The sequence below is a fragment of the Pseudomonas sp. CF161 genome, from assembly GCF_000416215.1.
Classification (GTDB): domain Bacteria; phylum Pseudomonadota; class Gammaproteobacteria; order Pseudomonadales; family Pseudomonadaceae; genus Aquipseudomonas.
This window is the reverse complement of the sequence record NZ_ATLP01000096.1, coordinates 1-12,004: the sequence shown is the minus strand read 5'-3', so window position 1 is coordinate 12,004 and position 12,004 is coordinate 1. Positions and strand designations below refer to the sequence as shown.

Genomic DNA, 12,004 nt, shown 5'->3' with positions numbered 1-12,004 from the left:
GTTACACCTTCACCTGTTCTGCAAACTGGTCCGGCGGTATTGCTCCGGGGTGCAGCCGGCCTGGCGCTGGAACATCGCGATAAAGGCCGAAGCGCTGCTGTAGCCCATGTCGAATGCCACTTCCTGGACGCTGCGGGCACTGTCCAGGGCCTCGATCGACGCCAAAAAGCGCAGGCGCTGGCGCCACTCGCCAAAACTCATCCCCAGCTCCCGGACACACTGCCGGGCCAGGGTGCGTTCGCTGACATGGATCTGCCCGGCCCAGTCGGCCAGCGGGCGATTGTCCCCCGGCGCGGCCTGCAAGGCTTCCAGCACCCCCAGCAAGGCCGGGCTGCTGGCGTAGGGCAGGTAGCAGTCATGCACCGGCGCCTGCTGCAGTTGATCCAGCACCACCTCGGCCAGGCGCTGATCCGCCGCCCCGTCGGGTATCTGCACGTCGCGCACGGCGAAGTCCTTGAGGATGGCCTTGAGAATATCGCTGATGGCCAGGGTACAGCCCTGCTGCGGCAGCGCCTCGCACAACTCGGGCACCAGGCACACGGCACGGTAGGTGATCGGCTGCGGGCTGTAGAAGCTGTGCTCGGTGTGGGGCGGCACCCAGATGGCGAACTGCGGCGGCGACATGAAGCGGCTGCCGGCGATCTCCATGTGCAGCACGCCATGGGCCGAGTACTCCAGGCACCCCCAGGGATGCCGGTGCTCCAGGGCATGGCTGTGGGCATGAAAGTGGGCATGGCGAAAGTACAGCGGGGCCGGCAGGCCGCTGAAAGGCAGCAGCTCGATGTGTTTTTTGCTCATGCTGTCCGGATTCAAGGGCGGGTTGTCTGTTTCGAAGTATAAGCATTTATCCAGACAGACGGATAATCCCTCCTCATCAACGTTATGGCTGTTCTCATGCAATACGCTTATCCCTTGCTGGCGATCCTGATCTGGGCCGGCAACACCGTGGTCACCAAACTGGCGGCCGACGCCATCTTCCCGGCGGAGATCGGTTTTTACCGCTGGCTGCTGGCCGGGCTGCTGTTCACGCCCTTCATGCTCAAGCCGGTGAAGCAGCACTGGTCGCTGATCCGCCCGAACCTGGGGCGGATTTTCATCCTCGGCGTGCTGGGCATGGCGGTTTACCAGAGCCTGGCTTACTTCGCCGCGAGCCGCACGTCGGCCACCAATATGGGGATCATTCTGTCGCTGATGCCGCTGATGTCGCTGGCCATGGCCATTATCAGCCTCGGCCAGCGCCTGACCGCCGGCGCGCTGGTCGGTGCCTTGCTGTCATTTGCCGGGGTGCTGGTGGTGGTGTCCGCCGGCAGCCTGGAGACCCTGCTGCAACACGGGGTGAACCTGGGTGACGCGATGATGCTGATCGCCACCCTGGCCTACGCGATCTACAGCACCCTGCTGAAAAAATGGCAGCTGCGCATCCCGCCCCTGGTGCTGCTGTACCTGCAGGTGCTGGTGGCGGTGCTGGTGCTGCTGCCGTTGTTTCTGCTGTCCGAGAAAGTCGGCCCGACCCTGCGCAACATTCCCCTGGTGCTTTATGCCTGCCTGCTGGCCTCGATGCTGGCGCCCCTGGCCTGGATGCAGGCCGTATTGCGTCTGGGGCCGAGCCGCACCACGCAGTTTTTCAACCTGCTGCCGCTGGTCACCGCGCTGATCGCGGCCGTGGTGCTGCACGAACAATTGGCCCTGTACCACCTGGTGGGCGGGGTACTGACCCTGGGTGGGGTGATTGTCTGCGAGCGCTGGACCACGGTCATCGGCCGTTCACCACAACCGGCCTGAGCGGCTGCAGCCCCCCAGGCACAGACTAGACGCCCGCGGCCTTGAGACGCCGGGCATGTTCGACAAACAGGCGCACCGGCTCGGCGCCCTTGCCCACCAGCCCCAGGGACTGGTTGACGATGTCGAAATGATCCAGCGGGTATTCGTCGCCGATCACCGTGCCCAGGTGCGAGCTGTAGCGCCCGACCATGCCATCGCAGTGCCCGGCTTCACGCACGAAGGTCCTGGCGAACAGCCGGCAACTGCGGTTGGTGCCGTCCAGCAGGTTGCGCCCGCGGTCGGTCTTGCCGGGCTGCAAGGTCCCGGACCAGGAGTAATAACGCACGCCGCCGACCTCTTCCGCCCCCTGGCCGCCCCAGGTATCAGGCAAGCCCTGGGGGTACTGGCGGTTGAACAGGGCCACGCCCTCGCGGGTCAACGATTGGTGCGCAGCCGACACATCCACCGGCAGCCGTGGCCCGCGATAGCCGGTCTCCAGCAGGCTCATCAGCGCTGAAATCAGGCGCAGGGCCACACTCAGCAGACGCCCCTTGGTGGTGGTCGCCGGGTAGTGTTGCTCCAGGTAATCAGCCAGCTCCGAACCGTGGTTGGGCCCGGCCACCGAGGTCACCGACGCCACCCAGTCGGGGCGCTTGGCCGCGGCATAACGCGCGGTCAACGAGCCTTGGCTGTGGCCGATCAGGTTGACCCGGGCCGCTCCGGTTTCCTGACGGATGGCTTCGATCTGCGCCAGCAACTGCTCGCCGCGCACCTCGCTGGAGTTGAGCGGCGAAACCTGCACCGCAATCACGGTCGCGCCCCCCCGGCGCAAGGTGGCAACGATTCCGTACCAATAGGGGTACAACAGCAGGCGGACAAACCCCAGCATGCCGGGCACCAGGACCAGGGGGTAACGCGTGGCGAGCTCTTGGGACATGCGGCGACTTCCTTGTGCGAAGGCTGCGGGGCTGGCTGAAAGCTAAACCATAACCAGGGACATCGTCAGCCCCCATGACGCTTTGGCGACACGCTGATGACAGCCCTGTCGCCCGCCCGGCCGCGTAAGCCTGCCCCCCGCCACCATCAGCCCCACCAGCCGCAGCAACGTCCAGGCCAACACTGCCCTCTCAGAAGGTTTGCGCCAGGGCCAGCAAGCGCTGCTGCGCCTCTGCGCAGGAACGCTGGAAACCCTCGCCCTGCGACTCCTCACCCTCCGCGGCCACCACCGTGACGTTCTCGATACCGATAAAACCCAGGGCCGTACGCAACCAGCGATCCGCATGGTTCATCGCTTCATGCTCGCCTCCCGGACCAAAGCCGCCCCCGCCACGACTGGTGACGATCAACACCTTCTTGCCCTGTACCAACGGCTGGTACTGAGCCACGCCGTTGTCATGCAGGGTGTTGAACGTCAGCCCCAGGCGCACGATGTGATCGACCCAGGTCTTGATCCCGCTGGGCACGCTGAAGTTGTACATCGGCGCCGCGATCACCAGGCGCTGGTGGCCGAGTAGCTCCGCCACCAGCTCATCGCTCAACGCCAGGTCAGCCTGCATCGACAGCGGCCGCGCCTCGGGCTGTGGATAAAACGCCGCGGCGATAAAGGCCTCGCTGACGTGGGGCAAATACCCGCGTCCGACCTCGCGCCGGGTGAGATGCCCCTGGGGGTTGGCCGCTTGCCAGGCCTGGAGGAACACCTCGGCCAAGCGCCGGGTATGGGAGCGCTCGCCCCGTGGGCTTCCGTGAACCGCAAGAACTGTATTCATCTCATGTGCCTTATGCAGGTTGCTGATTGCGGCCTTGAAACCAGGGCCTTTCCGCGCTAAATCTATTAGCCAAAACCTGCTTCAACAAATGAGCAGAAATCCCTTCAGATGAATTTTATTCAACCATGGAGCCTCGGATGTTTGCTCACCTGCCTCTCACCGCCCTGCGCACTTTCGAGTCCGCCGCGCGCCTGCTGAGTTTCAAGGCCGCCGCCGAAGACCTGTCGGTGACGCCCACTGCGGTGTCACACCAGATCCGTAGCCTGGAACACTGGCTGGGGGTGGCGCTGTTCGAACGGCTGCCGCGCCAGGTGCGCCTGACCGAGCCCGGCCAGCGCTTGTTCCACAGCCTGCATAGCGCCCTGCTGGAGGTGACCCAGAGCGTCGACACCCTGCGCCCAAAACCCAGCAACAGCCAACTGACGGTCTCCACCACTGCGGCCTTTGCCGCCTTGTGGCTGGTGCCACGGCTGGGGCGTTTCTATGCCCGGTATCCCAACATCAGCGTGCGCCTGGATAGCCAATCCGAGGTGGTCGACCTGCAACAGGATGCGAGCATCGATGTGGCGATCCGCTACAGCCAGGAGGGCTACCTGAACCTGCACGGCCTGTGCCTGTTCGACGAGCGTTTCGCGGTCTATGGCGCGCCGCAGCAAGTGGCCCAGGCCCACCAGCAGCAACCGACCCTGATCAGCGTGCACTGGCGCAACTCCCGGCTCTATGCCGACGGCTGGCAGGCCTGGTGCGCCCTGGCCGGGGAACGCTGGTTCGAGCACCAGCCGCTGATCCGCTCCTACGACGAGGAACAGTACGCCCTGCAAGCGGCGATTGCCGGTCAGGGCCTGGTCCTGGCCAGCAACATCCTGGTGTCGCAGAGCGTGGCCGGCGGCCTGCTGCAACCGTACCGGCCCGAGGTCCAGGTGGACGGTGCCGGCTACAGCGCGCTCTGTGTGCCGGGGCGCGAGCGCCATCCGCCGGTGCGCGCCTTTCTCCAATGGCTGCAGCAGGAATCGCTGCTGGCCGGGCATCCTCCACTGGCGCGCAGTTGACCGCCGGACACATCCGATAAAACTTTTTGCAGCTCCCGCGACTCACACCCAAGGTAGCGATCAGGCCGACAGAGCCTGGCGTCAATCGGATTAGCCTCCAGGAGATCGAGATGAGCGACATGCATTTATCTGATGTAAACACCCTTCGCGAACGCGCACGCCAGCATGTGGAAAACGGCGCCGTGACCGAAGGCTACAGCGCCGACCGGGAAGAAATCCTGCGCCTGCTCAACGAGTCGCTGGCCACTGAACTGGTCTGTGTCCTGCGCTACAAACGGCACTACTTCATGGCCAACGGGATCAAGGCCAGTGTCGCCGCCGACGAATTTCTCGAGCACGCGAACCAGGAAGCCGAGCACGCCGACAAGCTAGCCGAACGCATCGTGCAACTGGGTGGCGAACCGGAGTTCAACCCCGACCTGCTGTCCAAGAATTCCCATGCCCAGTACGTAGCGGGCAACACCTTGAAAGAGATGGTCTACGAAGACCTGGTGGCAGAGCGGATCGCCGTCGACAGCTACCGCGAGATCATCCAGTACATCGGTGACAAGGACCCGACCACGCGTCGTATCTTTGAAGACATCCTGGCCCAGGAAGAAGAACACGCCGACGACATGGCGGATATCCTGGCCGACCTGTAAGCCCTTTCCCCGTCATAACGCAGCCAGCTCCCGCCCGGAGCTGGCTGTTTTCGTTTGGGCGGGTTATCGGGTTGGTTTGACCGTGACCGGCGCCTTGCCCGAGCGCATCTGCTCCAGCAGCGGCGCGCACTGGTTCGGCTCACCCCCGCTCGGCGCCACCAGCGCCAACAGGCCCGCCGCCGGCCCGGCAATCACCCCCAGGGCGACCATGCCGGCACCGCGCAGCATCAGCGGCACGGCCTTGACCCCGGCGCTCGGCTTGATGAACGGGCCCTGCACATACAGCGGCGAGCGCAGGGAGAACAGACGCAGGCCCTTGGATTCCGGGGTGATGGTCAGGTCGAGCTGCTCGCGGGTCATGTTTGCCGTGCCATCGATGTAAATGATGGCGTTCTCGGTGTCGAAGACGAACAGCCGCGAGGTGGCCAGCCCGCTCTTGATCCCGAAGTCGGCGGCGGCGCAATTGATCTTCACTTCCTTGTCGCCGAACATTTTCCCCACCACATAGTTGCCGACGTTGAGCCCGGCGATTTCCATCAGGCTGCGGCTGATGGCGCCATCGTTGATCAGCATCTTCAGGTCACCGTTGGCGGTCCCCAGCAAGGCGGCCACCGAATTGCCGGTGCCGGAGATATCGGCATCGCCATTGAGCTCGCCGAAACTGGTTTTCATCGGTTCAAAGGTCGGGAACAACTGCTTGAGCTTGAAGTTGCGCGCGGTCAGCTTGGCCTGGCCCTGCAAGGGCGTGGCCTGGCCATTGAGGCGGATCTGCGCATCGAGCTTGCCGCCGGCCACGCCAAAACGCAGCGGCTCGAGGCTCAGGTGCCCGTCATTGAGCACCAGGTGGGTATAGAGGTCGGTGAACGGCAGGTCGGCGCTGTGGACGATGCGCTTGCCGGTGAATTCGACATCGGCGTCCATATCGCGCCAGCGTTCGGTGCGGAACTCCTCCACCGGCAGCACTTTGTTCGCCGGCTGTTTGCTTTCGCCGCCCCGGGCCTTCTGCTTGGCATTGGAGTCGGCACCGATCAGCGGCGCCAGGTCGGCGAACAGCAGCTGGTTGGACACCAGCGCCCCGGTGAGCTTGGGCCGTGGCTGGCTGGCGACATAGGCCAGGTTGCCGTGGATGTCGCTGTCGCCGATCTTGCCGTTGAAGTCTTGGTACTGGAAGCTCGCGCCGGCCGGGTCATGCAGCTTGGCAATCAGGTGACCGTCGGTGGCATAGGGCGGCGAATCTGGCAGCGTGACGCCGGTCAGCGGGTACAGGTTACCCAGGCTGCTGCCGGCCAGTTTCAAGCGCAGATCGAGCGCCCCCAGGTTCAGCGGGTCGGTCAGGGTGCCCTGCAGCTCGACGCTGGTGTCGGCGATCTTGACATTGGCCTGCAACGGGAACGGCTTGGCCGCGTCCTGCAGGGCCAGCAGCCCGCCGATCTTGCCGGTGCCGGTCAGTTTCTGCTGATGGTATTGACCCTTGACCTTCAACGCGAAGGCGTAGGCCTGGGGCTCGGCGCCTTTTTCCTGGACCTTTTTCGCGGCCTTGTCGCCGACGATATCGCTGAATGGAATCGGCTGGCCCAGCGGGTCGATCAGCAGGTCGAGCTGGGTTTTCAGGCTCTGGTCGTCGAGGGTCACATGGCCCTTGTCGAAGCCGATGGCGCCGATGTCCACCACCCAATTGGAGGGTTCGGCGTTGGGGTCCTTGGGGTCGAACTTGAAGGTCCAGTTGGCGCGCCCATCGCCCAGGCGTTGCAGTGCGGCGTTGGGTTCGGTGAGGTCGATCCGCGGGATGTGCACGCGCTGCGCCAGCAGTGCCAGGGGCGAAATACGCAACTCGACGCGCTTGAGAGTGACCATCTGCGGGGCCTTGGACCAGTCGGGGTTGCCCAGGGTCAGGTCCTGCGCCACCACATGCGGCCACGGCACCCAGGCCCGCCAGCCACCTTCGTCGGGCTCGCGCTGCCAGATCACCGCCAGGTCGCCATTGATTGCGAATGGCCGATGCAACTCCTCGGACACCTTGGCGTTGATCTGCGGCTTGATCCGGTTCCAATCGAAGAAGGCAATCAACAGCACCAACACGGCCAATAGAAGCACCAGGCTGGCGATGGTCCAGGCGAGAATTTTACGAGTGCGCGTCATTGCACAGGGCTCCTGAATACGACGAGGCGCGCGTAGGACGGCGCCTTGGATGAAATGCCGGACAAAAATGATCGGCCATGAAAACTACGACTGAAAAAGCGCTCGCAGGTTTAACCCGAATGCCGATTTAGACGAAATAACCCGGGGTTTTCTGACCAGGCCGCCAACTTCGCGTTACCGCGCCCGCCCGGATGTGAAGCGCAAGTGGGTCGGAAATACCCACTCCGGTGCAAAACACCTCGCCGCAAACGCCCGAGATAGAGCCTTGGGGCCGAACAATCAATTCCGTTGATTATTACCATTGTCTTTATGAACTTTTCTATCGATTTAGCGCGCGTAACATTGGCTCCGTACCCACTTTATCGCCCTCCCGAGGAGCACCCCCATCATGAAACGCCAATTACTGCTCAGCCTGACCCTCTCGATCCTGGCCGCCAACGCTTATGCCCTGCCAGCCGCCGAACAGGCCACGCCACAAGTCAAAGCCAGCCACACCGTGTTCAGCCAGACCCTCGCTGAAGGTGGTTCGGACCGTCTGATCGAACGCAACAAAGTCGCTGCCGATGGCTCGGACCGTACCCCACAAGGCCAGAGCGTTGCCGAAGACGGCTATGATCGCACCCCACAAGGCCAGACTGTTGCCGAAGATGGCTACGACCGCACCCCACAAGGTCAGACCGTTGCCGAAGATGGCTTCGATCGCACTCCACAAGGTCAGACCGTTGCCGAAGATGGCTTCGATCGCACTCCACAAGGTCAGACCGTTGCCGAAGATGGCTTCGATCGCACTCCACAAGGTCAGACCGTTGCCGAAGATGGCTTCGATCGCACTCCACAAGGTCAGACCGTTGCCGAAGATGGCTTCGATCGCACTCCACAAGGTCAGACCGTTGCCGAAGATGGCTTCGATCGCACTCCACAAGGTCAGACCGTTGCCGAAGATGGCTTCGATCGCACTCCACAAGGTCAGACCGTTGCCGAAGATGGCTTCGATCGCACTCCACAAGGTCAGACCGTTGCCGAAGATGGCTTCGATCGCACTCCACAAGGTCAGACCGTTGCCGAAGATGGCTTCGATCGCACTCCACAAGGTCAGACCGTTGCCGAAGATGGCTTCGATCGCACTCCACAAGGTCAGACCGTTGCCGAAGATGGCTTCGATCGCACCCCACAAGGTCAGACTGTCGCCGCAGACGGTGCTGATCGCCTGGAACAACGTCATCAAGCTGTGAGCTGAGCCCATGCTGGCCCAGAAAAAAGCCCGGTCCATGGATCGGGCTTTGACTTTGTAAAGCCGCCACCTCGCTCCAACACGCCTCCCCGTCAATCCAGCCCGGGTTCGACGCCGACAAAGTTGATTTGCTAGAGTGCCCCGCTCTTCCCGAGTAGAAAATCAGCCCGCCAATGCTGCCCCGTGCCGAACAGAAGCAACAAACCCGCAATGCCCTGATGGACGCAGCCCGTCACTTGATGGAGTGTGGCCGAGGGTTTGGCAGCCTGAGCCTGCGCGAAGTGGCGAAGACCGCCGGTATCGTCCCCACCGGTTTCTACCGGCATTTTGCCGATATGGATCAACTGGGCCTGGTACTGGTCAGCGAAGTCGGCCAGACCTTCCGCGAAACCATTCGCCTGGTCCGCCATAACGAGTTCGTCATGGGCGGGATCATCGACGCATCGGTACGGATCTTTCTGGATGTGGTGGCGGCCAATCGTTCGCAATTCCTGTTTCTCGCTCGTGAGCAATACGGTGGCTCGCTGCCGGTGCGCCAGGCGATCGCCAACCTGCGGGAAAACATCAGCACCGACCTCGCCACCGACCTCAGCCTGATGCCCAAATTGCAGCACCTGGCGACAGCGGACCTCGGCGTGATCGCCGACCTGATCGTGAAAAGTGTGTTCGCCACCCTGCCGGACATCATCGATCCGCCCGCTGCGGCCCTGCCCGAACACCTGACGCCTCAGGCCAAGATCACCCAGCAACTGCGCTTTATCTTCATTGGCCTCAAGCACTGGCAAGGCCTGGGCAGCACCGAGTAACCCCGCACCCGCCCCACCGAGCACCGCCCCCCCTTCCGGCCCGATCAAGCCGAACGTTCAGCGCCCGACGCGGCGCCCCGCCTTGCAGCAAAAAATCCGACGATGCACCAAGCCGGTGCTATAAATCAGTGCACCTCGCCAACTTGTAACAAAATAAAACACGAGCGTGCCCCATTTTCAGGCGTGCATCCAGGGAGGTCGCCGGGTTTTTCGAGCGTACCCGGTGATTGGCAAGGCCCTTGCTCTAGCACCTGCATCGCTCTTAGCCGGAAGCCCTCACATGCTGGTGATTCATCGCCGAATCGAACCTCAAGCCCAATGGTCCGCCGAGCTGCACCTGAACTTCGAGGCCCGCAGCAAAAGCCGTCTGCGCTGTTTTAGTGCCGAAGGCGAAGACGTCGGTCTGTTTCTGGAGCGCGGCCAGCCGCCGCTGCACGATGGCGAATGCCTGGCGGCCGAAGACGGGCGCATCGTGCGCGTTTGCGCTCGCCCCGAAGCGCTGCTGCACGTCACCTGCCGCAACGCTTTCGAGTTGACCCGCGCCGCCTATCACTTGGGCAACCGCCACGTCGCGCTGCAAGTCGGTGACGGCTGGCTGCGCCTGCTCGATGACTACGTGCTCAAGGCCATGCTCGAACAACTGGGAGCCACGGCCGAAGCCATTGAAGCGCCATTTCAACCGGAACACGGGGCCTACGGCGGCGGCCACCATCACTCGCGGCACGGTGACGAGGACTTCAACTACCCGCCGCGCCTGCACCAGTTCGGCGTGCGCCCATGAACCCGGCCTGGGCCCTGCTGCGCCTGGCCAGCCCGCAGCTGCCGATTGGCGGCTACAGCTATTCCCAGGGCCTGGAAATGGCCGTGGAGCAGCAACGCGTGATGGACTCGGCCAGCGCCCGACGCTGGATCAGCGATCAATTGCTGTTGAACCTGGCGCGGTTCGAAGCGCCGCTGTTGCTCGCCCATTGCCAGGCCGCAGCGGATGAAGACTGGGCGCAGTTGCTGCAACTGTGCGACGAGCATCGCGCCAGCCGGGAAACCCGCGAGCTGTATCAGGAAAGCCGGCAGATGGGCTATTCCCTGCAGCAATTGCTCAACGGCCTGCCTGAACTGGATCAGACCGCCCGGGGGTTTCTCCAGCAACGCGGCGAGCCGCACCTGGCCCTGGGCTGGGCCCTGGCGGCGCGCGCCTGGCAGATCAGCCCCCAGGACGCCCTGGCCGCCTGGCTCTGGAGCTGGCTGGAAAACCAACTGGCGGTGCTGATGAAAACCCTGCCCCTGGGCCAGCAGGCCGCCCAGCGCCTGACCAGCGAACTGCTGCCGCTGCTGCAACAGGCGCAGCATGACGCCACCCACATCGACCCCATTCATTACGGCAGCGCCGCGTTTGGCCTGTCCCTGGCGTGCATGGCCCATGAACGCCAGTACAGCCGTCTATTCCGTTCCTAGGGCCTCTGACATGGCGCCTTTTATTGTGGAGAAGCACATGAACTCACAACCCCTGCGCGTCGGCATCGGTGGCCCGGTCGGCTCCGGCAAGACCGCCCTGACCCTCGCCCTGTGCCTGGCCCTGCGCGAGCGCTACAACCTGGCCGTGGTCACCAACGACATCTACACCCGCGAAGACGCCGACTTCCTGGTGCGCAATCAGGCCCTGGCGCCGGAGCGGATCATCGGCGTGGAAACCGGCGGCTGCCCGCACACCGCCATTCGCGAAGATGCGTCGATCAACCTCGAAGCGGTGGATCAACTGAACCGGCGTTTTCCCGGGCTGGACCTGATCCTGGTGGAGTCCGGCGGCGACAACCTGTCGGCGACCTTCAGCCCGGAGCTGTCGGACCTGACCATCTACGTGATCGATGTGTCGGCCGGCGACAAGCTGCCGCGCAAGGGCGGCCCGGGGATCTGCAAGTCCGACCTGCTGGTGATCAACAAGGTCGACCTGGCGCCGCTGGTGGGCGCCTCCCTGGAACTGATGAACAGCGACACCCAGCGCATGCGCGCGGGCAAACCGTTCGTCTTCAGCAACCAGAAAACCGGCCTCGGTCTGGACCAGATCATCGAATTCATCGAACGCCAGGGTCTGCTTGGCGCTGCCTGATTCCCCTTGATAAACGACTCAACAAGGAAGCCACCCTATGACACTCAAGCGTATTTTCGGGGCCCTGGCCCTGCTGCTGACCCCGGCCCTGGCCTTCGCCCACCCGGGGCATGGCGACAACGGCCTGATGGCCGGCATCAGCCACCCCATCGGCGGCCTCGACCACTTGCTGGCGATGCTGGCGGTCGGTTTGTGGGCGGCCCAACAACAAGGCGCCGCTCGCTGGGCCCTGCCCTGCACCTTCGTCGGCACCATGCTGATCGGCGGCCTGCTGGGGTTTGAAGGCCTGAACCTGCCGGCCCTGGAAAGCGGGATCGCCGCCTCGGTGCTGGCCCTCGGCCTGGCCGTGGCCCTGGCGGTACGCCCACCGCTGAGCCTGGCCCTGGCCGCCACCGCGCTGTTTGCCTTGTTCCACGGCGTGGCCCACGGTCTGGAACTGCCGGACATGTCCAGCCCCTGGGCCTATGCCGCAGGCTTCGTGGCCGCGACCGCCGCCCTGCACGCCGC

At 63.8% G+C, this 12,004-nt stretch carries 12 protein-coding genes and 1 pseudogene; 9 read left to right on the top strand and 4 right to left on the bottom strand.

Annotation, left to right across the window (positions count from 1 at the left end):
• Positions 1-9: 9 nt before the first annotated feature.
• On the bottom strand, positions 10-798 hold the full coding sequence (locus tag CF161_RS21530) for a helix-turn-helix transcriptional regulator (RefSeq protein WP_020298723.1): 789 nt from the start codon (positions 796-798) through the stop codon (positions 10-12).
• 96 nt (positions 799-894) lie between these two features.
• Here CF161_RS21530 and CF161_RS21525 point away from each other — a divergent pair, with 96 nt between their 5' ends.
• Positions 895-1,782, top strand: coding sequence for a DMT family transporter (locus tag CF161_RS21525; RefSeq protein WP_020298722.1), 888 nt, complete (start codon positions 895-897; stop codon positions 1,780-1,782).
• 25 nt (positions 1,783-1,807) lie between these two features.
• Here the strand turns inward: CF161_RS21525 and CF161_RS21520 are convergent, their stop codons facing one another.
• Entirely contained in the window at positions 1,808-2,698 is an 891-nt protein-coding gene (locus tag CF161_RS21520) for a triacylglycerol lipase (RefSeq protein ID WP_020298721.1), read from the bottom strand.
• Positions 2,699-2,888: 190 nt separating this feature from the next.
• The gene (locus CF161_RS21515) at positions 2,889-3,527 is read right to left on the bottom strand and encodes an FMN-dependent NADH-azoreductase (RefSeq protein WP_043230068.1); all 639 of its coding nucleotides are present in this window, start codon (positions 3,525-3,527) and stop codon (positions 2,889-2,891) included.
• A gap of 137 nt (positions 3,528-3,664) precedes the next feature.
• Here CF161_RS21515 and CF161_RS21510 point away from each other — a divergent pair, with 137 nt between their 5' ends.
• The gene (locus CF161_RS21510; RefSeq protein WP_020298719.1) at positions 3,665-4,576 is read left to right on the top strand and encodes a LysR substrate-binding domain-containing protein; all 912 of its coding nucleotides are present in this window, start codon (positions 3,665-3,667) and stop codon (positions 4,574-4,576) included.
• A 110-nt stretch (positions 4,577-4,686) separates the two neighbouring features.
• On the top strand, positions 4,687-5,217 hold the full coding sequence (locus CF161_RS21505; protein ID WP_020298718.1) for a bacterioferritin: 531 nt from the start codon (positions 4,687-4,689) through the stop codon (positions 5,215-5,217).
• 63 nt (positions 5,218-5,280) lie between these two features.
• On the opposite strand, the gene CF161_RS21500 is transcribed toward CF161_RS21505, so the two are convergent.
• On the bottom strand, positions 5,281-7,356 hold the full coding sequence (locus tag CF161_RS21500) for an AsmA family protein (RefSeq protein WP_020298717.1): 2,076 nt from the start codon (positions 7,354-7,356) through the stop codon (positions 5,281-5,283).
• A gap of 388 nt (positions 7,357-7,744) precedes the next feature.
• Between CF161_RS21500 and CF161_RS33470 the strand changes: the two are divergent.
• The 6 genes and pseudogenes from CF161_RS33470 to CF161_RS21470 all read left to right on the top strand — a co-directional run.
• Positions 7,745-8,269, top strand: a pseudogene (locus CF161_RS33470) (hypothetical protein); the annotation flags it as partial.
• 491 nt (positions 8,270-8,760) lie between these two features.
• Positions 8,761-9,393: a TetR family transcriptional regulator gene (locus tag CF161_RS21490; RefSeq protein WP_020298715.1), complete on the top strand. Its 633-nt coding sequence runs from the start codon at positions 8,761-8,763 to the stop codon at positions 9,391-9,393.
• 280 nt (positions 9,394-9,673) lie between these two features.
• Entirely contained in the window at positions 9,674-10,174 is a 501-nt protein-coding gene (ureE, locus tag CF161_RS21485; protein ID WP_020298714.1) for an urease accessory protein UreE, read from the top strand.
• On the top strand, positions 10,171-10,845 hold the full coding sequence (locus tag CF161_RS21480; RefSeq protein WP_020298713.1) for an urease accessory protein UreF: 675 nt from the start codon (positions 10,171-10,173) through the stop codon (positions 10,843-10,845). The genes ureE and CF161_RS21480 overlap by 4 nt, the downstream gene beginning before the upstream one ends.
• 37 nt (positions 10,846-10,882) lie before the next feature.
• On the top strand, positions 10,883-11,497 hold the full coding sequence (gene ureG, locus CF161_RS21475) for an urease accessory protein UreG (protein WP_020298712.1): 615 nt from the start codon (positions 10,883-10,885) through the stop codon (positions 11,495-11,497).
• A 37-nt stretch (positions 11,498-11,534) separates the two neighbouring features.
• The coding region (locus tag CF161_RS21470; protein WP_020298711.1) for a HupE/UreJ family protein at positions 11,535-12,004 on the top strand (470 nt) is incomplete at its 3' end.